Annotated in this window: 21 protein-coding genes; 6 read left to right on the forward strand and 15 right to left on the reverse strand. The window is 58.5% G+C overall.

The window, feature by feature from the left end:
• Positions 1 to 6: 6 nt before the first annotated feature.
• Positions 7 to 441 (reverse strand): EamA family transporter, encoded by a 435-nt coding sequence (locus DSL70_RS02005; RefSeq protein WP_119306199.1) that lies wholly within the window; start codon positions 439 to 441, stop codon positions 7 to 9.
• 150 nt (positions 442 to 591) lie between these two features.
• On the opposite strand from DSL70_RS02005, the gene mgrA reads away from it, so the two are divergent.
• Entirely contained in the window at positions 592 to 1,620 is a 1,029-nt protein-coding gene (mgrA, locus tag DSL70_RS02010) for an L-glyceraldehyde 3-phosphate reductase (RefSeq protein ID WP_119306586.1), read from the forward strand.
• Between the two features lie 81 nt (positions 1,621 to 1,701).
• Here the strand turns inward: mgrA and DSL70_RS02015 are convergent, their stop codons facing one another.
• On the reverse strand, positions 1,702 to 1,995 hold the full coding sequence (locus DSL70_RS02015; protein ID WP_119306200.1) for a DUF1674 domain-containing protein: 294 nt from the start codon (positions 1,993 to 1,995) through the stop codon (positions 1,702 to 1,704).
• Positions 1,996 to 2,104: 109 nt separating this feature from the next.
• On the opposite strand from DSL70_RS02015, the gene htpX reads away from it, so the two are divergent.
• On the forward strand, positions 2,105 to 3,115 hold the full coding sequence (gene htpX, locus DSL70_RS02020; RefSeq protein WP_119306201.1) for a zinc metalloprotease HtpX: 1,011 nt from the start codon (positions 2,105 to 2,107) through the stop codon (positions 3,113 to 3,115).
• A 128-nt stretch (positions 3,116 to 3,243) separates the two neighbouring features.
• Positions 3,244 to 3,585: a DUF6122 family protein gene (locus tag DSL70_RS02025; RefSeq protein WP_245418065.1), complete on the forward strand. Its 342-nt coding sequence runs from the start codon at positions 3,244 to 3,246 to the stop codon at positions 3,583 to 3,585.
• A gap of 67 nt (positions 3,586 to 3,652) precedes the next feature.
• Here the strand turns inward: DSL70_RS02025 and typA are convergent, their stop codons facing one another.
• The 5 genes from typA to DSL70_RS02050 form a co-directional block, all read right to left on the reverse strand.
• Entirely contained in the window at positions 3,653 to 5,473 is a 1,821-nt protein-coding gene (typA, locus tag DSL70_RS02030; RefSeq protein WP_119306203.1) for a translational GTPase TypA, read from the reverse strand.
• 374 nt (positions 5,474 to 5,847) lie between these two features.
• Positions 5,848 to 6,384, reverse strand: a complete 537-nt coding sequence (locus DSL70_RS02035) for a DUF1643 domain-containing protein (RefSeq protein ID WP_119306204.1) — start codon at positions 6,382 to 6,384, stop codon at positions 5,848 to 5,850.
• Between the two features lie 237 nt (positions 6,385 to 6,621).
• Positions 6,622 to 7,065 (reverse strand): RbsD/FucU family protein, encoded by a 444-nt coding sequence (locus DSL70_RS02040; protein ID WP_119306205.1) that lies wholly within the window; start codon positions 7,063 to 7,065, stop codon positions 6,622 to 6,624.
• 153 nt (positions 7,066 to 7,218) lie between these two features.
• Complete coding sequence (locus tag DSL70_RS02045; RefSeq protein WP_119306206.1) at positions 7,219 to 8,448, reverse strand: argininosuccinate synthase; 1,230 nt, start codon at positions 8,446 to 8,448, stop codon at positions 7,219 to 7,221.
• A 253-nt stretch (positions 8,449 to 8,701) separates the two neighbouring features.
• The gene (locus tag DSL70_RS02050) at positions 8,702 to 9,547 is read right to left on the reverse strand and encodes a phosphatase PAP2 family protein (RefSeq protein WP_119306207.1); all 846 of its coding nucleotides are present in this window, start codon (positions 9,545 to 9,547) and stop codon (positions 8,702 to 8,704) included.
• Positions 9,548 to 9,719: 172 nt separating this feature from the next.
• Here DSL70_RS02050 and DSL70_RS02055 point away from each other — a divergent pair, with 172 nt between their 5' ends.
• On the forward strand, positions 9,720 to 10,055 hold the full coding sequence (locus DSL70_RS02055; RefSeq protein WP_119306208.1) for a hypothetical protein: 336 nt from the start codon (positions 9,720 to 9,722) through the stop codon (positions 10,053 to 10,055).
• 185 nt (positions 10,056 to 10,240) lie between these two features.
• Here the strand turns inward: DSL70_RS02055 and DSL70_RS22145 are convergent, their stop codons facing one another.
• On the reverse strand, positions 10,241 to 10,393 hold the full coding sequence (locus tag DSL70_RS22145; protein ID WP_162916283.1) for a hypothetical protein: 153 nt from the start codon (positions 10,391 to 10,393) through the stop codon (positions 10,241 to 10,243).
• Between the two features lie 252 nt (positions 10,394 to 10,645).
• Here DSL70_RS22145 and DSL70_RS02060 point away from each other — a divergent pair, with 252 nt between their 5' ends.
• The gene (locus DSL70_RS02060) at positions 10,646 to 11,512 is read left to right on the forward strand and encodes a LysR family transcriptional regulator (protein ID WP_119306209.1); all 867 of its coding nucleotides are present in this window, start codon (positions 10,646 to 10,648) and stop codon (positions 11,510 to 11,512) included.
• A gap of 54 nt (positions 11,513 to 11,566) precedes the next feature.
• On the opposite strand, the gene DSL70_RS02065 is transcribed toward DSL70_RS02060, so the two are convergent.
• From DSL70_RS02065 to DSL70_RS02080, 4 genes are all read right to left on the reverse strand, one after another.
• Positions 11,567 to 12,025: a hypothetical protein gene (locus tag DSL70_RS02065; RefSeq protein WP_119306210.1), complete on the reverse strand. Its 459-nt coding sequence runs from the start codon at positions 12,023 to 12,025 to the stop codon at positions 11,567 to 11,569.
• A 66-nt stretch (positions 12,026 to 12,091) separates the two neighbouring features.
• Positions 12,092 to 13,348 carry a dual-specificity RNA methyltransferase RlmN gene (gene rlmN, locus DSL70_RS02070; RefSeq protein ID WP_342635280.1) on the reverse strand — a complete coding sequence of 419 codons (1,257 nt, stop codon included), beginning with the start codon at positions 13,346 to 13,348 and terminating at the stop codon, positions 12,092 to 12,094.
• A gap of 371 nt (positions 13,349 to 13,719) precedes the next feature.
• Positions 13,720 to 14,232, reverse strand: coding sequence for an invasion associated locus B family protein (locus DSL70_RS02075; protein ID WP_119306211.1), 513 nt, complete (start codon positions 14,230 to 14,232; stop codon positions 13,720 to 13,722).
• Positions 14,233 to 14,513: 281 nt separating this feature from the next.
• On the reverse strand, positions 14,514 to 15,056 hold the full coding sequence (locus DSL70_RS02080; protein ID WP_119306212.1) for an RNA methyltransferase: 543 nt from the start codon (positions 15,054 to 15,056) through the stop codon (positions 14,514 to 14,516).
• Between the two features lie 360 nt (positions 15,057 to 15,416).
• Between DSL70_RS02080 and DSL70_RS02085 the strand changes: the two genes are divergently transcribed.
• On the forward strand, positions 15,417 to 16,391 hold the full coding sequence (locus DSL70_RS02085) for an NADPH:quinone oxidoreductase family protein (RefSeq protein ID WP_119306213.1): 975 nt from the start codon (positions 15,417 to 15,419) through the stop codon (positions 16,389 to 16,391).
• A gap of 74 nt (positions 16,392 to 16,465) precedes the next feature.
• Here the strand turns inward: DSL70_RS02085 and DSL70_RS02090 are convergent, their stop codons facing one another.
• From DSL70_RS02090 to purH, 3 genes are all read right to left on the reverse strand, one after another.
• Entirely contained in the window at positions 16,466 to 16,801 is a 336-nt protein-coding gene (locus DSL70_RS02090) for a YkvA family protein (RefSeq protein WP_119306588.1), read from the reverse strand.
• Between the two features lie 389 nt (positions 16,802 to 17,190).
• On the reverse strand, positions 17,191 to 17,583 hold the full coding sequence (locus DSL70_RS02095; protein WP_162916284.1) for a hypothetical protein: 393 nt from the start codon (positions 17,581 to 17,583) through the stop codon (positions 17,191 to 17,193).
• A gap of 412 nt (positions 17,584 to 17,995) precedes the next feature.
• Positions 17,996 to 19,609: a bifunctional phosphoribosylaminoimidazolecarboxamide formyltransferase/IMP cyclohydrolase gene (gene purH, locus DSL70_RS02100; protein WP_119306215.1), complete on the reverse strand. Its 1,614-nt coding sequence runs from the start codon at positions 19,607 to 19,609 to the stop codon at positions 17,996 to 17,998.
• Positions 19,610 to 19,682: the final 73 nt, after the last annotated feature.

A 19,682-nucleotide genomic window follows, 5' to 3' on the forward strand; every position in this document is an offset into this window, starting at 1 on the left:
GGGGAACTAGAACAGGGCGACGAGCGTGGCGCCAACGGCGATGAAGCCGACACCGAGCCAGCCGCCAAGAGAGAGATGCTCACCAAGGAACAGGGCACCGAAGATGGCCACCAGCACAACGCTCATCTTGTCAATGGGCGCAACCTGCGAGGCATGGCCGATCTTGAGAGCCCGGAAATAGCAGATCCATGAGGCACCAGTGGCAAGGCCGGAAAGGACGAGAAACAGGCCAGACCTTGCCGAAAGCACCGAAAGGCTTTCCCAGCCGCCGGTTGCGCTGAGAATCGCCGCAAGGGTGAAGAGAATCACGATCGTGCGAATGAAGGTGGCGAAGTCCGAGCCAATGCCGGAGACGCCAACCTTGGCAAAAATGGCCGTCAGGGCGGCAAAGCAGGCCGACAGGATGGCCCAGAACTGCCATGTCAGAAGCATGTTTCGCATTCTATCCTCGTTCAGGCGGGGGTGACCTTTCCGCAAGCCGGGTGCGGCTGGTGCGGATATTGAGAGAGACAAATTTTGTTGGCTTCCGAATGGTTTGGCAAGCGCCAATCGATGGAAGCCGCAAGGAAATTTAACGTTGGAGGTATCACTGTGACATATATTGCGTCTGAAACCCGTTACGACACCATGCCCTATCGCCGGTGTGGCAAGTCGGGGCTCAAGCTGCCAGCGGTCTCGCTGGGGCTTTGGCACAATTTTGGTTATGACACACCGCATTTCACCAAGCAGGCCATGTGTCGGACGGCCTTTGATCTGGGGATCACCCATTTCGATCTGGCCAACAACTATGGCCCGCTTCCGGGCGCAGCCGAAGAAGCCTTCGGGGATATCCTCAGGACCGATTTCAAACCGTATCGCGATGAGCTGATCATTTCCTCCAAGGCGGGCTATGAAATGTGGCCGGGGCCTTATGGTGAATGGGGCAGCCGGAAATATCTGATTGCATCCTGCGACCAGTCGTTGAAACGCATGGGACTCGACTATGTCGACATCTTCTATTCCCATCGTTTCGATCCCAACACGCCGCTGGAAGAAACCATGGGGGCGCTTGACACGCTGGTCCGTCAGGGCAAGGCCCTTTACGTGGGTATCTCGTCCTACAACTCCCAGCGCACGCGGGAAGCGGTGAAGATCCTCAATGAGCTTGGTACGCCTTGTCTCATCCATCAGCCGAGCTACAACATGCTCAACCGCTGGGTGGAAAAGGACGGCTTGAAAGATACGTTGAAGGAACTTGGTGTCGGCTCCATCGCCTTTACGCCACTGGCGCAGGGAATGCTGTCGAACAAGTATCTCAATGGCATTCCGGCTGATTCCCGCGCCGCTGCCGGTCGGTTCCTCAAGAAGGAAATGATCACCGATCGGGCTGTCGAGCATCTCAAGAAACTCAACGAGATCGCGGCTCGCCGTGGTCAGACGCTGGCCCAGATGGCCATTGCCTGGGTGCTGCGCGACGAGGGCATCACCACGGCGCTGATCGGTGCGTCGCGTGCCGAGCAGATCGTCGATTGTGCCGCTGCGGTGAAAAATCTTGACTTCACGGCAGAGGAACTGGCTGAAATCGATCTCTATGCGCAGGAAGAGAACATTAATATCTGGAAGAAATCATCCGACCTGTAATCGGTCGGTCGAAAATGTCCGATGCAACAAGAAAGGGCGAGCGGCATGGCCGTTCGCCCTTTTCCATTGGAGATGGCCGGATCAGAAGTCGATGGCGCGGCCGTCGATTTCATAGTCATCATAGCGGGACGGGTCGAGACCGCCACGACCATTGAATTCCTTGGGCCGGTCCGCGCTCACCTTCAGGGCGTCGCGTTCCCTGCGGCGTTCTTCCGCCTCCATCAGCGCGCGTTGGGCTGCGGGGGGCAGATCCTCAAACTTGCGCCGTGGTGTTTCTTCCTTCGGTTTGGCCGTTTCGGCCACACGTTCTTCCGTGCTCTTGAACTGAGGGGAGTTGACGTCAACCGTCTGTCTTTTCGGGGCTTCGTCTGCCATTTATCTGCTCCCTTGCTTTCCTGTCTTGAAAATGGGTCTCGGGTGGCACCATATAGGATAATGAAATGCGATCCAATCGCTCAGAGCCATAAAGAAGGATAGATCTGGCATGAATTTCTTCCGTACCACACTCTTGCTGGCCGCCATGACAGGCCTGTTCATGGCCATCGGCTATTTGCTCGGTGGCTCGGGGGGCATGATGATTGCCTTCATCTTTGCGCTGGGCATGAATGCGTTCAGCTACTGGAATTCGGACAAGATGGTGCTGAGGATGCATAACGCCATGGAGGTGGATGCTCGCTCGGCCCCGGAATATTACGAGATTGTCGAGAAGCTGGCGCAGTCTGCCGGGCTGCCGATGCCGCGCGTCTATGTCATCGATTCCGATCAGCCTAACGCCTTTGCCACGGGGCGCAATCCGCAGCATGCCGCTGTGGCTGCCTCGACAGGTCTTCTCAACCGGCTCTCCTATGAAGAGGTGGCCGGTGTGATGGCCCACGAGCTGGCCCACATCAAGAATTACGACATTCTGACCATGACCGTGACGGCGACCTTTGCCGGTGCGATTTCCATGCTTGCCAACTTTGCGATGTTCTTTGGCGGCAACAGGGAGAGGGGCGGCATTATTGGCACGATTGCCATCATGATTCTGGCTCCGCTGGCTGCCTCCATCGTGCAGATGGCGATCAGCCGGACGCGGGAATATGAGGCCGACAAGACCGGTGCCGAAATCTGCGGTCAGCCGATGTGGCTTGCCTCGGCGCTGGCCAAGATCGCCAACGCAGCCGGTCGCACCGCCAACGTGACCGCCGAACAACATCCGGAAACCGCGCATATGTTCATCATCAACCCGCTTTCGGGGCAGAAGATGGACAATCTCTTTTCGACCCACCCGGACACCCAGAACCGCATTGATGCGCTGCAGGCCCTGCAGGCGGAATGGTACGGCGGTCAGGGGCCGCTCAAGGTCAGCACCGGTGGCACGCTGGGTGCCAATCAGCGCCGCAGCCAGATGCGGGACGATGCTGGCTCTGACGGGCCGTGGAGTGGCGGCGGCCAGTCGCGTTCATCGCGACCATCGCACCATGACGAGCCGGATCAGTCCGGACCATGGGGCTGAGGTCGGCTTGCGTCGTTGATATCCGAAACAATGCGGGGGCTCAGCACTGCCGGGCCCCTTTGCATGCGTGCATGGCCCCGCGACGGGGCGCAGGAACGGCCCGCAGGGGCGAAGAGGAATGACCGATCGTGTTGGGCCATGAGATTCTCCGCACCCTCGTGCATTATTCCGGGCACTTTCTGGTTCCCTTCGTCATAGCGCGTCTCGTCTTTCCAAGAGAGATCTGGCTGAAGGCAGCGCTTGTCATGGTTGCAACGATCGTGATCGATGTTGACCATCTGCTGGCCGATCCGATCTTTGACCCAAACCGCTGCAGCATCGGCTTCCATCCCCTGCATACGCTGTGGGCTGGGCTGGTCTATGTCGGTCTTGTGCTGGTGCCGGACTGGCGGGCGCGGGCCTTTGGTGTGGGGGCGCTGTTCCATCTGGCGGTTGATGCCAATGACTGCTTTCTGGGTGGGACCTGGTAGAAGCCACCAATGAAAAAGCCGCTGCGGGGTGACCGGAGCGGCTTTTTGTATCGGATCAGCAAACGTCTTAGGCGGTTTTCTTGGAGGCGCGCACGGCCCGTTTGCGATCATTCGGATCCAGCAGGATCTTGCGCAGACGGATCGACTTTGGCGTCACTTCCACCAGTTCGTCATCGGCGATGTAGGACAGGGCTGCCTCAAGGCTCAGCTTCAGCGGCGTGGTCAGCTTGATGGCGTCGTCCTTGCCTGCCGAGCGGATGTTGGTCAGCTGCTTGCCCTTGAGCACGTTGATGTCGAGGTCGTTGCCGCGGGTGTGTTCACCAACGATCATGCCTTCATACACCTTGGTGCCCGGGGTGATCATCATCGGGCCGCGATCTTCCAGCTGCCACAGGGCATAGGCAACTGCCTCGCCTGCGCCGTTGGAGAGCAGCACACCGGTGTTACGCGATGCGATGTCACCCTTGTGCGGTGCATAGGCATGGAACAGACGGTTGAGAATGGCCGTGCCGCGGGTGTCGCTCAACAGCTCTGACTGATAGCCGATGAGGCCACGGGTCGGAGCGTGGAAGACAAGGCGGGTGCGGCCACCGCCGGACGGACGCATCTCGATCATGTCGGCCTTGCGTTCCTGCATCTTCTGGACAACGATGCCGGAGAATTCATCATCGACGTCGATGGTGACTTCCTCGATCGGTTCCAGCATCTTGCCTTTTTCGTCCTTCTGCATCACCACCTGAGGACGCCCGACGCCCAGCTCGAAGCCTTCGCGGCGCATGTTCTCGATGAGAATGGAGAGCATCAGCTCGCCACGACCGGAGACGATGAAGGCATCGGTGCCCTGGGCTTCTTCCACCTTCAGGGCAACGTTGCCTTCGGCTTCTGCAAACAGACGGGAGCGGATGACGCGGCTCTGAACCTTGTCGCCTTCCTGTCCTGCGAGCGGGCTGTCGTTGACGCGGAAGGTCATGGACAGGGTCGGCGGGTCGATCGGCTGGGCCTGAATGGCTTGGCTGACGGATGGTGCGCAGAGGGTGTCTGCCACGGTTGCCTTCTGCAGACCGGCGATGGAGACGATGTCGCCTGCTTCACCCTTTTCGATGGCTGCGCGTTCGAGGCCACGGAAAGCGAGGATCTTGGAGACGCGGCCCTGCTCGATCAGCTTGCCATCGCGGGACAGGGCCTTGATGGCCATGTTCGGGGTGACTTCACCAGCGAGGATGCGGCCGGTCAGGATGCGGCCAAGGAAGTTGTCGGCCTGAATGGTGGTGGCAAGCATGCGGAACTCGCCTTCTTCCACCTTGGGGGCCGGTACATGCTTGATGACCATGTCGAACAGTGGCTCAAGGCTGTCTTTCGGGCCGTCCGGGTCGGTCGACATCCAGCCATTCTTGGCCGAGCCGTAAAGAACCGGGAAGTCGAGCTGGTGCTCGTCGGCGTCCAGATTGGCGAACAGGTCGAATACTTCGTCCAGCACTTCATGGGCACGCTGTTCCGGCTTGTCGATCTTGTTGATCGCCACGATCGGGCGCAGGCCGAGGTTCAGAGCCTTGGAGACCACGAATTTGGTCTGGGGCATCGGGCCTTCCGCTGCGTCGACCAGCACGATCACGCCATCAACCATGTTGAGGATACGCTCCACCTCGCCGCCGAAGTCGGCGTGGCCCGGAGTGTCCACGATGTTGATGCGGGTGCCGTTGTGCTCCAGCGAGGTGACCTTGGCCAGAATGGTGATACCGCGCTCACGTTCGATATCGTTGGAATCCATCATCCGCTCTTCGGTCTGCTGGTTGGCCCGGAACATGCCGGAGGACTTGAGCAGTTCGTCGATCAGAGTGGTCTTGCCGTGGTCAACGTGTGCGATAATCGCAATGTTGCGCAGATTCATGTCTGTTTCTCTAGTTGTTCGGGCAACAGCAAACAGGCTCGGCGAACGCCGACGCACCTCTTGCGGCCCGACTTATTCAGGAAGTTGGCGCAAGCTCTATACGAATTTTCCCCAGTTGAAAAGCCTTGATGGCAAGGAAAAGCGGCATATTGGCTGCGTTGCACTATTGCATAGCTCCATAATGCGTCCCTGTGACAGGGGAATGAAGCCCGGCGCGGGACCTGAAATCGCAGAACTTGCATAGCGATGCGGGGATGTCATGCTGAAGCGAATGCCGAGGTTGGCTGTCTTTGCCGCCCTCTCGGGGTGGCCAAAAAATTATGATCTCCTGCCACGGTTTCAGGCGCAGCGTCGAGATTGCCTGAGACGATCGCCTATGAGGCCTGTGCAAGGGTCCAGATTTCGAGGGCGGTCTGATAGCTGATATAGAGCGGATGCTTGGGGTGGTTGTCTCGGGACAGGCCGAGATGGTGCAACGTCAAGCTCTCCGCCGTCAAAAGCCGCTGGACTGCGGGGCCCATGCCCAGATAGGCGCCGTGTGTTCCCCATGCACAAAGGATCGTGTCGGCCTCGCGGGCGGATTGCAGAAGAATTGCAAGGTTCTCCGGCCCGATCGGCTCCTTGGCTCGCTTGAGATCCCGCGGGTCGGTGGCACGAAAGGCAAACAGGTTGCAGGCCCTGAAGCCGCCATAGCCCAGAGCGCGGGCGCGCCTTTCGCAGCGCTCGATGGTCGGGTCGTTTTTGATCTCGGTTGCAGTGGACGGGTTGAGCATGATGAACAACAGCCTGGGAGCCGCCTCGTCCCAGATCCGCGTCAGGGCATAGCGATAGGTCTCGCAAGGGGAATAATGGGCAGAGGAGACCGTTCCTTGCTCTTTCAGCTCTCTGATCAGAATCGTCTCGGCTCTCATGCGTGTCTTGCCCGTTTGCCTGTCTTGCCCGTTTGCCTGTCTTGCCCGTTTGCCTGTCTTGCCCGTTTGCCTGTCTTGCCCGTTTGCCTGTCTTGCCCGTTTGCTTGTCTTGCTCGTTTCTGGGTCAAAAGGCAAGGCAGCCCGGCGTCATGCCAAAGGCTGCCTTTATCCTGAGGTCCTGTCGTCGACCGGCCCACATCCCATGGCGAGGGCCTTCTGGCAGGGTGGGTGTCCCGACTAGAGCCGGACAACGCCCTTCTTGACGATGATGTTGCCATAGAGGCGGCGTTCGCCGGTCTGGACGATGGCATAGGACTGCTTGGACAGATCGTAGAAGGCGAAGCGCTCGATTGCGGAAATGGGGGCCGGGTTGTCAGCAACCTCGTTGATGACGGTCTGGAACTCGGTCACGACCGGGGGAACCTCGGCTGCGTCGCCAACCATTTCCATGACATAGGCGGGGTCCTTGACGAAATCATCGAGTGGCATCAGTTCGAGCACGGCCTTCAGGACATCGGTCGCCAGAATGCCATCGAGGCGCACGTAACGGCAGCCGTTGGCGCGGGCGATCTGTTCGCCGGGGAAGTTGGCGTCGGCAATGACCAGATTGTCGCCATGCCCCATGGAGGCAAGAATATGAAGAAGCTCCGGAGACAGCAGCGGATTGATATTTCTAAGCATTGGATGGTTCCCAATCACATGACGGATTTATGGATACAGGACTGCGGTCAGGGCTTGCGAGTGCAAATCGAAGAAGGCGAACCTGTCTCAACCATAAAAAAATGGCGAGGTTGTAACCCCGCCATTTTCTCATTCCGGTTCGGAACGATCAACTTAGCCTTTGGCCTTGCGATTGCGATAGCCGATGGTCCGAAGACGCAGGCCCTGCAGCTCGATGAAGCCTGCAGCATCGTGATGATCGTAGTCGATTGCGCCTTCCTCGAAGGTGACGAGGTCTTCGCTGTAGAGGCTGAATTCGCTGTCACGGGCAATGACGTTGACATTGCCTTTGTAGAGCTTCAGCTTGACGGTGCCGGTGACATATTCCTGGGACTTGTCGATCAGCGCCTGCAGCATTTCGCGTTCCGGGCTGTACCAGAAGCCGTTGTAGATCAGCTCGGCATAGCGCGGCATGATGCTGTCCTTGAGGTGAGCGGAGCCACCGTCAAGAGTGATGGATTCGATGCCGCGATGGGCAGCATGCAGAATGGTGCCGCCCGGGGTTTCATAGATGCCGCGGGATTTCATGCCGACGAAGCGGTTCTCGACAAGGTCGAGACGACCGATGCCGTTGTCGCGGCCAAGCTCGTTGAGCTTGGTAAGGATGGTGGCCGGGCTCATCTTTTCGCCGTTGATGGAAACAGCGTCACCCTTTTCAAAGCCGATCTCGATGATGGTGGCTTCGTCCGGGGCAGCTTCCGGGCTGATGGTGCGGGAATAGACATACTCCTCGGCCGGGATCGACGGATCTTCCAGCACGCGGCCCTCAGAGGAGGTGTGCAGCAGGTTGGCGTCGACCGAGAACGGTGCTTCGCCGCGCTTGTCCTTGGTGATCGGGATCTGGTTCTGTTCGGCGAACTCGAGCAGCTTGGTGCGCGAGGTCAGGTCCCATTCGCGCCAAGGGGCGATGACCTTGATGTCCGGGTTGAGGGCGCGGGCTGCCAGTTCGAAGCGGACCTGGTCGTTGCCCTTGCCGGTTGCGCCATGGGCAACGGCGTCGGCGCCGACTTCCTTGGCGATTTCAACGAGGCGCTTGGAGATCAGCGGGCGGGCGATGGAAGTGCCGAGCAGATAGACGCCTTCATAGAGGGCGTTGGCACGGAACATCGGGAAGACGAAGTCGCGGACGAATTCTTCACGCACGTCTTCGATGTAGATCTGCTTGATGCCCAGCATCTCGGCTTTCTTGCGGGCCGGTTCCAGCTCTTCGCCCTGACCGAGGTCGGCGGTAAAGGTTACCACTTCGCAGCCATATTCGGTCTGCAGCCATTTGAGAATGATCGACGTGTCGAGGCCGCCTGAATAGGCCAATACGACTTTTTTGATATCGCCTTTTTTCGCCATGCGATTTCACCTGAACTATCTGGAGGCGCGAATAGGGAGTGCGCCATAGGGATTGGGAAGACTATGCTTTCAAAAGCACATTCCGGAAAAGGTTACCAGTCTTTTCGGGCGGGAATATGCGACAAATTTTCGGATCGAGCCAGCCAGCCGCCTCGCGTGAAGGACAAACCGTCTCTAACTCCGTCTGGCGGCACTATAAGCGCTATAAAATTCTGCGCAAGGGGGAGAGGGGAGAATTTCCTCCTGATAACGATCAGTTATCCGCCGCGTTTTTGGGCTCTGCCTTTTTGTCGGGCGCAAGGGGCTGGGTCCTGCTACGCAAAGGGCGTCTTTGCCACAGGGTGGCAAGGTGCCGGGCGATCCGCCTGCCTGCGGCCGTCCAGTGCTGTTCCAGTTCTTCCGCTGCGGGGCCGAACCATCCCGCCTTGCTCATGAGCTGGAAAAGCGCCACCATCACCCAGCCGGTGAGGGCCCAGGCCAGCAGCACGTCTGAAAGATAATGGCCGCCAAAGGCGATCCGGTTGAGCGAGACGAGCACGCCCAGCGCAGCAAGGATCAGTGCTCCGCCCTTGCGCCAGCCGAGCGGCAAGACGAGGACAAGGCCCATCAGCCAGAAGGCCATAGAGGCCTCGCCAGATACGAAGGAGCAATTGCCCTGGCAATGGTCTGTGATAACCCAGACCTCGGAATAGGGCCATGCGCCGCCAAACAGATCCGTTTGGACAGGGCGGGCGCGGCCCCAGTTGGCCTTGAGCAGGCCGTTGACCAGCAGGCCGGGGCCGAGCAATGCAGTGGCCGCAAGATAGAGCAGGGTGGGGAGCGCAAAGAGCTTTTGCAGCGCTGGCCAGAAGAGGCGGGCGACCAGAAGCCCGGTGACCACAAGGATGGCGGCGCGGGGCAGGAACAGGCCGAGTGCCCGCAGGCGCAGCGGGACATAATGGTTCTTCAGCCAGAAGCCATCCTGAGCGGAATAGAACAGCCGGCTGGTCCAGCGGTCCAGTTCGGGCACGACCAGGAACAGTGCCGATAGCAGCAGAACGGCCCAGGTTGCCCAGAAAACCGGATGGTCTTGCATGTCTTTGCCGAGGGTTTTGCGCATGGTTCGGGCCTTGAGGTGTCTTCTGCCTCTGGCCTAGCCGATTTTCGGTGGAATTTAAAGTGCGTTGACTCGCTTGCAACCCGAGGGGCTTTTGTGCAGGACTGTCCCTGCCGGGTTTTTGATGGTGATTCCATCTCCAGATCGCGTTGAACGCGGTGGAAAGGATCGAGCAATGATGAGCGTTGGAACGAGATTGACCCGTTTGGTCCAGACCAGTGTGATGGTTGCGGCGCTGACGATGATTGCCACCGGGTCTCCGGCACGGGCTGCCAGTTGTCTGGGGCTCAGCAAGGTGAACTGCGAGGGGGCCTCGCGCTGCCTCTGGATGGAGCGCTACAAGAGTGAGGCTGGTATTCTGGTGCGCGCCCATTGTGTCGACAAGAACAAGAAAAAAGGCACCATCCTCAACCAGCTTTTCAATAACAAGACATCATCAACAACCGTCACAAAGCTCTCAACCAGGAAGAGGGTGGATGTGAATTCCAAACCGGCCTCCAAACTTAAATGACGCTCTGCCGATTGCCGCGTCGTTGATGGGGGCCGTTGATGGGGTGCCGTTGTGGCGGGCTTTGGTGGATCGCATATGAAAAGAGCCGATGATCAGGGGGGGACCCTTTTCAATCGGCTCTTTATGTCAAATCCGGATTGACGGAGGTTCGCCGGTCACGTCCGGTCTGACAGTCGAGGGATCACTCAGTGTTTGCGGGTGATGGCATGCAGGATGTTGACCCATGGCAGGAAAGGCTGCCACTCGGGCCGTTCGAACGGATCCTGGAAGGCATCTGTCTTGCCTTGATGATGTTTCGTTGCAGAATCCCACAACAACAGGGTTTGCATGTGTGTCATGCTCTACACTCCTGATTTTTCACAAGAAAGCCCTGTCCCTGATGTGCGGGGCAATCAGGGTGGCGCCTTGTGCGGTCTATAGCTGATGGGCCCTTTTCGTTTCCGAGCGCTGATTGGTGGAAAATCGCGCAGCGGTGTCGGGCCTTGTCACGACTATAGCACCGGGGCTGCCGAGGATGTAGATTTGGCATTGAAAGTCGTTTTTCATTCATGTGCGTTGCAAGGGAATGCTGCGTGTAGGAAACAAGCATCATGGAAGCAAGTTGGGACGATCTGAAACTGTTTTTGATTGTGGCCGAATGCGGTGGCCTGTCCGGCGCGGCGGCCCGCACAGGGCTCAGTGCGCCCACCATCGGGCGGCGCATTCTGGCGCTTGAGCGGACGATGAACCGGCTGCTTTTCGAGCGCAGCAGGCGGGGCTATGTTCTGGCCAAGGACGGCGAAAAGTTGCTGGCCCGCGTCCGCGAGATGCAGAAGATTTCCTCGGAAATCACCGACTGGCATGGCGGTGCCTTCAAGGACCCTGTTGTCGAGGTGGCTGGGGATACATGGATGGCGATGTTCTTTGCCAGACATGCCCATGCCCTTTCCAAGGGACCGGGAGACATTCGCGTCGGCTTTACCGATTTTCATGACACGACGCAGTTGATCAATCGTGACCGGCTGGTATTCGTGACCATCGTCCCGCCGACATCGGGCAACTATGCCATTCTGCAGTCGGTGGTGATGCGCTTTGCGATCTACAAGAGCGAGGCGCTTGCCGGGGTCGTGGATGCGCCATGGGTGTCACTTGGCAAGGAGACGTCGCGGTTTCCGGCGGACCGCTGGGTGTTCGAGCATCATGATCAGGAAATCTACAGCTGGACCAACAAGGCTCATATGGCGCTGCATCTCATTCTCAGCGGGCAGGGGCGCGGGGTGCTGCCCTGCTTTATCGGAGATGTCCAGCAAGAGCTTGTGCGCGAGGGTGATTGCATCGAAGACCTCACCACCCGGCTTTACATCGTGGTCAATGATGACGACCGGAGGCGGCCGGAAGTGCGGCTGATGATGGATCGGGTGGCCGGGCTGCTCGGCGAGCATGCCGAGCTGTTCGCCGGTAGGGGCGGGCGGGAATAAAACCCGATGGTTTGGATTGAAGGCTTGGTGTTAAAAGATTGCAATGACTGCGGGTCAGAGGCTCTTTGGCCGGTTGTCGAGCGAGCGGCGCACGACGCCTGCACCTCTCCCCGCAATCAGCCAGTAGACAAAGCCGCCGATGAGGCCTGATGCCATGGCCCGGACGTCGAGCCCGATGGCCAGACCGTCAATCGGTTCGCCCGGCGCGTGGGTGATGAAGAGAGACAGCACCAGCCCGTAGGCAAGATAGACCCAGAGGCTGCGCCACGAAAAGATCTCCGCTACGATCAACCCCATGATGGCCGGGTAGAAGGCGAAATGCCCGATTGGGAAGGCCAGCACGAAACCTGAGAAGATGGCAAAGATATTTTCGGCCGCAGGGTCACCATAGACCGCCGGGTCCGGATACATGGCATTGATGGCAAAGCCAAGGAAGATACTGGCGGCTAGGATGGCCAGAAACAGGCCGATCGGCACCATGAAAATACGGGCAATCAGGCGGGACAGGCTCATCTCAGGCTCCTTGGCTTTGAGGTATCAAACGGCGTGAAGGCAGCCACAGGGGCTGCCATTCATGCCCTATTCGTCTTCTTCCATTTCGTCGTTGGAGCCGTCGCCGACAAGATTGGAAAGGCGCATTCTTTCCAGTGCTGCCAGCTCGGCTTCCAGTTTTTCCCGTTCGACCTTGCGCAGGCGTTCGGATTCGGACTTCAGCTGACCGCAGGCGGCATAGATGTCACGACCACGCGGCGTGCGGACCGGTGAGGCGTAGCCAGCGCGGTTGATGAAATCGGCAAATTCCTCGATCTGGTCCCAGTCGGAGCATTCATAGTTGCTGCCCGGCCACGGGTTGAACGGAATGAGGTTGATCTTGGCTGGAATGCCGCGCAGCAGCTTGACCAGATTGCGGGCGTCCTCAATGGAGTCGTTGACACCCTTCAGCATCACATATTCAAAGGTGATGCGCTTGGCGTTGGACACCCCGGGATAGGTGCGGCACGCTTCCAGCAGCTCCTTGAGGTTCCATTTCTTGTTGATCGGCACGATCTCGTCGCGCAGTTCGTCATTGGTGGCGTGCAGCGAAATGGCCAACATGCAGCCGACTTCCTCACCGGCGCGCCTGATATTGGGCACATGACCGGAGGTCGACAGGGTAATGCGGCGCTTGGAGATGGACAGTCCCTCACCGTCGGCCATGATCAGCATCGCGGCCTTGACGGCATCGTAGTTGAAGAGCGGTTCACCCATGCCCATCATCACCACGTTGGAGACGAACCGGCCCATCTTGGGAACGATGGCGCCGGTTTCGGGTTCCCGTTCCGGGAAGTCGTTGAGCATTTCGCGGGCCACCCGCAGCTGGGCGACAATTTCCTCGGCGGTGAGGTTGCGCACCAGCTTCTGGGTGCCGGTGTGGCAGAAGGTGCAGTTGAGCGTGCAGCCGACCTGAGAGGAGACGCAAAGCGTGCCGCGGTTCTCGTCGGGAATATAGACGGTTTCCACTTCGACCGGACGACCGGCGCCACGCGGCGGGAAGCGCAGCAGCCATTTGCGCGTGCCATCCACCGAGATCTGCTCGGCTACCAGCTCGGGATGGGTGATCGTGTAGACGAAATCCATCTTGGCGCGCAGATCTTTGGAGACGTTGGTCATCTGGTCAAAGGACGTTGCTCCGCGCACATAGATCCAGTGCCAGAGCTGGGCGACACGCATGCGGATCTGTTTATCGGCAACCCCGATGCGGCGCATGGCTTCGCCAAGCTCGGCGCGGTCCATGCCCACCAGGTTCATCTTGTCCGGATCGAGCGCAGGCCAGCTGTAGGAATGGCTGGTGGCGATCGCGGCGGTTTCTGCCAAGGTGGTGCCTGGAACAGTGGCTTCCGGTGTGGTTTCAACGGCTGACAGGTTGGTCATGTTGGCTTTTATCCGCAGGTCCTTGCTGCGGCTCCTCTTTTCAAGGCCGATCACTGCCGCTTTCCGACGTTCCCATTCGCTGGGGTGCTGTTGTCGGTGGGTGGGCGTGATCCTTCAAGGCTGCCATTCCGGAACGCCAAACCAGTATGAGGGTGTGGCCTGATCCTTGCCCTTTTGCCAACACTCTGTTGGCCATCAGGGGGCAGTCCGTTCGAATTCTGGGCGAATTCGCGGGTGTATAAAGCAAAAAAGCGGCTTTGTCAGCCGCTTTTGTTGGTTTTCTTAGCTGTTTTTGCTTACTGGCACTCGGCCAGAGCCTTCTGCGTTGCGGCCGTGATCCCGGAAAGAGAATAGGTGTCGACGGTCACAGTGCCGCGAGAAGAGGTGCCCTTGATGACCATGCTGGCGCCGCGCCGCATGGCATTGACCAGACGCGCTTCTTCAGCCGCATTCTCAAGCCATGCCCCATCTCCCGAGGTGTAAAGGGAGAAGGTGTCGGAGCCGACCTGAATGGTGGTCTTGGACCCTTCCTTGTAAGGATAGCCGGTGATCACGTTGACTTCCTCGCGAACACCTTCGCGCGGACGCGTGGTGACGAAGAAATAAACGGGGTCGCGGTTCACATTCTTTGGCTCCATGTCTTTGGGCTGGCTGACCGCAAAGCACATCTTGCCGCGTTGAGGATCATTGAAAACATAAGCACCCCAATCCTTGAATTGTTCGACGCGAGTGGCCGCGCCCTGAGCATGTGCTGCAGTGGCGGAAAGTGCGAGAAGGGTGGCTGCTCCGAGGATTTTTACGCTTTTCATCTCTACCTGTCGCTTTCGACTGGATGCCAACAGGAGCCACAGGCTCCAATTCATTCATTTAACATTTACCAAAGTCAGGGTTACCAAACCGTGAAGCTGCAGCAATTTTTGACTTTTTTTCAAATCGGCTGCAATTCCTGATCATGATTCCCAGAATCTGATGGGTTGACGTGCAAGATTCAATGCAAATGCGGCAAGAGATGGGCACTGCCTTGTCTTCATTCGGCTTTCGGTCCTGCCGACGCCATCAAAGTTCCGTTATACGCCCCCTGCCGCATCTTTCAACCCTTGAGGCCGTCCGGAATGTCGCCCCGGAACTTCGGCTGGCCGTGTTGATGGACCTTCAGTTCCCTGGGACCTCCGGCGCGAACCGGCCGGTCGGTAAAGCCTCCCATGGACTGGACACGATCATACATGATGATGGCCCCCGCCGTTGCCACATTCAGGCAGAAGCGGGTCGGGATCTTGACGATGAACTCACACTTGTCCTGCATCGACTGGGTCAGATTGCCTCTTTCCGGCCCAAGAATATAGGCGGCTTTGGTCGGATGCCTGAATGAGGGCAGATCGACCGCATCATCGGTCAGCTCGACGCCGACCAGCCGGCAATCCTTCGGCAGGATCAGATCCTCTTCACTGGCCCAGGGGTAATAGGGCAGATGATCGCCGCTGTTGGAGGTGTCCGTACCGGGCTTGGCGAAGGTTCGCTCTGCCGCAATCGTGAAAAAGAAGCTGGCGCCAAAGGCATGTGCCGTGCGCAGCAGATTTCCGAAATTGCCCTCTTTGGATAGCCCCTGTACGCCCACTGCGAAATATCCGCGCATCTCGTTCCTGTCTTCCGATCTGTTTTCTGAAATCCTGGTCCGCAAGAGCCGGTCGATCTTTCATGCGAGCGGGCCCGGTACGGATGCGCTGTTCTAGACCAGATTTGCTTCAAAGGGAACCATGTGGGGCAAGAGGGGGGAAATTCCGGCCGGTGGGCTAGACAAAAGCGCAATCGTGAAATTTTGGGTTGAAGAAATGGTATTTGAAATCCTGCTGTCCCGGGCAATCGTTTTGCGCCCGCGCGGGTGCGCTGACCTGCTCCGTTCTCTCCTTTCGTCTCATTGTCGGGTTTTGCGCCTTTGTGATGGCGCTTTGCCATGGTAGGGCTTGAGCGTGGTTGAACAAACGGGGAGCCGAGCATGCGGGCGATACTTTGCGATGCCTTTGAAGGCGTCGACAATCTGAAACTGGTCGAGCTGGACAAACCATCTGTCGGGCCGGGCGAGGTTCTGATCCGGGTCAAGGCGGCAGCGCTCAATTTCTTCGACACGCTGCTTCTGCATGACAAATACCAGTTCACGCCAGATCTGCCCTTCTCGCCTGCCGGTGAGATTTCCGGCATCATCGAAGAGGTTGGTGAGGATGTCGACTCTTCCCGGGTCGGGGAGAAGGCGCTGAGCTATCTTCGCTGGGGTGGTGCCCGCGACTATGTCGTAGTTCCTGCTGATGACGCCATCACCATGCCCGATCCGCTCGGTTTCGAGGAAGCGGCCGGTCTGATGATCACCTATGGCACAACCATTTACGGGCTGCGGAGCCGGGCGCGGATGCAGCCGGGCGAGACGCTGGCGGTGCTCGGGGCTGCTGGTGGTGTCGGCTTGGCTGCGGTGGAGATCGGCAAGCTGATGGGCGCGCGGGTCATTGCCTGTGCCTCGTCGGACGAAAAGCTGCAGCTTTGTGCCGCCCACGGGGCTGATGATCTGATCAATTACAAGACCATGGACCTCAAGGAAACGCTGAAGGACATGACCCATGGCCACGGAGCCGATGTGGTTTATGATCCGGTCGGTGGCGATTTGTCGGAGGAGGCCCTGAGGGCGACAGACTGGTACGGTCGCTTCCTTGTTGTCGGCTTTGCCTCGGGCACCATTCCGAAAATGCCGCTCAATCTCGTCATGCTCAAGGGCGTGGATGTGCTCGGGGTCTTCTGGGGTGAGGCGATCCGGCGGGAACCGGCAGATCATGGCGAAAACATGAAGCTGATCATGTCGTGGGTGGCTGAGCGCAAGCTCAAACCCCATGTGGGCCGGTGCTATCCGTTGGAGGAAACGCCCGACGCGATCCGGGCGATTGCCAACAGGGAGGCAAAGGGCAAGGTAGTCATCACCCTGTAGTCAGGGCTTGGGCGATGCCTGATGGCGGACCTATGCCCGCCACGGCTTGATGATCCGGGCACGGGGGTTTTTATCTATCGTTCAACATGGACGTCATGCTCCGCCATGGCCTGTTTGGCGCGCAGGCGATGGGTGTCGGTGATGTTGCTATGCACGGTCTTGATGACATAGGTGAGCAGGGCAATGTCGTCGGCAAAGCCGAGGCCGAAGATCATGTCGGGGATGGCATCTAATGGCAGCACGAAGTAGGCCAGCGCCCCGATCAGCGTCAGGCGGACCTTGACCGGTGTTTGCGGATCAAACGCACAATAATAGGCGGCCACAACATCTTCGATGATCGGCACCTGTCGCGCAGCCTTGCGCACGACCGACCAGAATTTCTTGCGCACATTGGCTGCCTTCCTGGCCATGGACGAGTCGCGATGGCCCTGTTCATCCTCGGCCGCCTTCTCGGGTGGCAGCAGCTCGATGTCATCTTCGGAATAATGTTTGTGTGCCATGCTTCGGTCCCCGCAAAATCCTGCTCCCATTCGATATGGGGAATTGTCATGGCAAACACAAGCGGTGCGGTGGAAAGGCTGGATAGCGATACAGCGCCAAGGTTCGATTTTGGCACCTGTTTGCGCTTGATCGAGGCCAGACACACAAAAGGGGACCGCCTGAGACGGTCCCCTTTTGACTGGAATGAGCCTGTAAGGATGAGGTCACCTACAGAATCATCTTCCGGGTATTTCACCACCTCTTCCCACTGGCCTTGGGCCGTTCGGGAAGGGGCAAGATGCCGAAGGCCTGATGGCCATTAGCCGGCAGTGACATAGTCGACGATGAAGGTGCTGTTGTCGTCAGCAGGAACGCCGAGTTTCAGGTTGACCTTTTCCTTGGAAACAGGAGCCTTTACGCCAGCTTTCTGGGAATTGACGACATAGTCGACGATGAAGGTGCTGGAGTCATCAGCGGAAGTGCCGAGCGCGACCTTGCTGACTTTGCCCCGTTCGGTGCTGACGGGAGCATTTGCGCCAGCCTTCTGGGAAGACGTGACGTAGTCGACAATGAACAGGCCGTTGTGATCAGCTGGCAAGATCTTGGACTGCGAGAAATCTGCGCCTGCAAAAGCGCTGGAAAGAGGTGCGGCTACAGCAACGCCTGCGACAACTGCTGCCAATACTGCTGATTTTACATAACCGTTTTGCATTGTTTTTATCCTTTTCTTAATTTGAAATGCCAATATTTGAAAAATGGACATTTCGTTGCAAGTTTGCTATTGTGTTTGGTCTTGACTTTCTCTTGTTGATTGATATTTGGTGATTGAATACTTTTCTTCAAGCACATTAACAATTTGTAATGATTGTTTTTATTTTTGCTGTGCTCTTGAATATTCGCTTGGCTGTTCCCAAGGCGGCCGATGGCATGGCCAGATCTTTCAACACGGGGTAGGTTCTGCGCGCGGTCGGGACAAACAAAAAGCCCGAAGCGGCTGCTCCGGGCTTTGTTTGTTTCAGCGGCGGCTGATCCAGATGGCCACGAACTGGTATGGTCAAGCGCGTGAATGTTGCTTTGATGCCTATCCCTGTCCGATAGCCATGCGCAGCGTTTGGTTTGCGCTGTCAGTGGCGGAAGTGGCGCATGCCGGTCATGACCATGGCAAGGCCTGCTTCGTCGGCGGCATCGATCACGTCCTGATCGCGCATCGAGCCGCCCGGCTGGATCACTGCGGTTGCTCCCGCTTCGGCTGCGGCCAGAAGGCCGTCGGCAAACGGGAAGAAGGCATCGGAAGCGACAACGCAGCCCTTGGTCAGCGGCTCGGAAAGACCGGCAGCCTCGGCGGCGTCTTCGGCCTTGCGGGCAGCGATGCGGGCGGAATCGACACGGCTCATCTGGCCTGCACCGACGCCGACGGTTGCGCCGTCCTTGACATAGACGATGGCGTTTGACTTGACATGCTTGCAGACGCGGAAGGCAAACTTGAGGTCGGCCATTTCCTGTTCGGTCGGCTGGCGTTTGGTGGCAACCTTGAGATCAAGGTCATCGACATTGCCGTTGTCACGGTCCTGAACCAGCAGGCCACCGGAAACGGACTTGACGGTGACGCCTTCCTCGCGCGGGTTGGCAAGGCCGCCGGTGAGCAGCAGGCGCAGGTTCTTCTTCTTGGCAACCAGCTCCTTGGCGCCTTCGGTGGCGTCCGGAGCGATGATCACTTCGGTGAAGATCTTGGTGATTTCCTCTGCGGCTTCCTCGTCAAGGGTGCCGTTCAGGGCGACGATGCCGCCGAAAGCGGAAACCGGGTCGCAGGCCAGAGCCTTTTCATAGGCTTCCTTGAGGGAAGCGCCGATCGCTACGCCGCACGGGTTGGCATGCTTGATGATGGCGACGGCCGGGGAAATGGCCGGATCGAACTCACACACCAGCTCGAAGGCGGCGTCGGTGTCGTTGATGTTGTTGTAGGACAGCTGCTTGCCCTGCACCTGGGTTGCGGTGGCAACGCCGGGGCGGGAAGAGGCGGTCTTGTAGAACCCGGCTTTCTGGTGCGGGTTTTCGCCATAGCGCATCACTTCGGCGAGCTCGCCACCAAAGGCGCGGAAGGTCGGAGATTCGATTGCCAGCTCCTTGGCGAACCAGCCCGAAATGGCTGCGTCATAGGCGGCGGTGCGGGCATAGGCCTTGGCGGCAAATTTCTTGCGGGCGTCATAGGTGATGCCACCCTTCTCGTCGATCAGCGCAAGGATTTCGGCATAGTCGGCCGGGTCGACCAGCGTGGTGACGAAAGCGTGGTTCTTGGCCGCGGCACGGATCATGGCCGGGCCGCCGATGTCGATATTCTCGACAGTGGTGGCATAGTCGGCGCCTTTGAGGATGGTTTCCTCGAACGGATAGAGGTTGACCACCAGCAGGTCGATTTCCGGAATGCCATGTTCCTTCATCGCGGCGCTGTGGGCCTCGACGGAGCGGGCACCGAGCAGGCCGCCATGAACGCGGGGGTGCAGGGTCTTGACGCGGCCATCCATGATTTCCGGAAATTCGGTCACTTCGGAAATGTCCTTCACCGGAATGCCTGCGTCGGCAATGGCCTTGCAAGTGCCGCCGGTGGAGACAAGCTCGACACCCTTTGCGGCGAGGGCCTTGGCAAAATCGACAATGCCGGTTTTATCGGAAACGGAGATGAGAGCGCGCTTGACGGAAACAACTTCCGGCGCGGTAACGGAAAGTGGAGCTACGGACATCGGTCATCCTGCTGCGTTTGATAGGGGAAAAATTTCGCCCCTCCGATAGCACGAATTGGCGGGGAGGGAAACA

Origin of the sequence: Cohaesibacter haloalkalitolerans (assembly GCF_003574655.1) — a bacterium.
Classification (GTDB): Bacteria; Pseudomonadota; Alphaproteobacteria; order Rhizobiales; family Cohaesibacteraceae; genus Cohaesibacter; species Cohaesibacter haloalkalitolerans.

Bases quoted from the DNA above. Each gene is read 5' to 3' on its own strand.
- DSL70_RS02005 (WP_119306199.1), bottom strand. From the start codon at position 441: ATGCGAAACATGCTTCTGACATGGCAGTTCTGGGCCATCCTGTCGGCC.
- DSL70_RS02015 (WP_119306200.1), bottom strand. From the start codon at position 1,995: ATGGCAGACGAAGCCCCGAAAAGACAGACGGTTGACGTCAACTCCCCT.
- htpX (WP_119306201.1), top strand. From the start codon at position 2,105: ATGAATTTCTTCCGTACCACACTCTTGCTGGCCGCCATGACAGGCCTG.
- typA (WP_119306203.1), bottom strand. From the start codon at position 5,473: ATGAATCTGCGCAACATTGCGATTATCGCACACGTTGACCACGGCAAG.
- DSL70_RS02035 (WP_119306204.1), bottom strand. From the start codon at position 6,384: ATGAGAGCCGAGACGATTCTGATCAGAGAGCTGAAAGAGCAAGGAACG.
- DSL70_RS02040 (WP_119306205.1), bottom strand. From the start codon at position 7,065: ATGCTTAGAAATATCAATCCGCTGCTGTCTCCGGAGCTTCTTCATATT.
- DSL70_RS02045 (WP_119306206.1), bottom strand. From the start codon at position 8,448: ATGGCGAAAAAAGGCGATATCAAAAAAGTCGTATTGGCCTATTCAGGC.
- DSL70_RS02050 (WP_119306207.1), bottom strand. From the start codon at position 9,547: ATGCGCAAAACCCTCGGCAAAGACATGCAAGACCATCCGGTTTTCTGG.
- DSL70_RS02055 (WP_119306208.1), top strand. From the start codon at position 9,720: ATGATGAGCGTTGGAACGAGATTGACCCGTTTGGTCCAGACCAGTGTG.
- DSL70_RS22145 (WP_162916283.1), bottom strand. From the start codon at position 10,393: ATGACACACATGCAAACCCTGTTGTTGTGGGATTCTGCAACGAAACAT.
- DSL70_RS02060 (WP_119306209.1), top strand. From the start codon at position 10,646: ATGGAAGCAAGTTGGGACGATCTGAAACTGTTTTTGATTGTGGCCGAA.
- DSL70_RS02065 (WP_119306210.1), bottom strand. From the start codon at position 12,025: ATGAGCCTGTCCCGCCTGATTGCCCGTATTTTCATGGTGCCGATCGGC.
- DSL70_RS02075 (WP_119306211.1), bottom strand. From the start codon at position 14,232: ATGAAAAGCGTAAAAATCCTCGGAGCAGCCACCCTTCTCGCACTTTCC.
- DSL70_RS02080 (WP_119306212.1), bottom strand. From the start codon at position 15,056: ATGCGCGGATATTTCGCAGTGGGCGTACAGGGGCTATCCAAAGAGGGC.
- DSL70_RS02085 (WP_119306213.1), top strand. From the start codon at position 15,417: ATGCGGGCGATACTTTGCGATGCCTTTGAAGGCGTCGACAATCTGAAA.
- DSL70_RS02090 (WP_119306588.1), bottom strand. From the start codon at position 16,801: ATGGCCAGGAAGGCAGCCAATGTGCGCAAGAAATTCTGGTCGGTCGTG.
- DSL70_RS02095 (WP_162916284.1), bottom strand. From the start codon at position 17,583: ATGCAAAACGGTTATGTAAAATCAGCAGTATTGGCAGCAGTTGTCGCA.
- purH (WP_119306215.1), bottom strand. From the start codon at position 19,609: ATGTCCGTAGCTCCACTTTCCGTTACCGCGCCGGAAGTTGTTTCCGTC.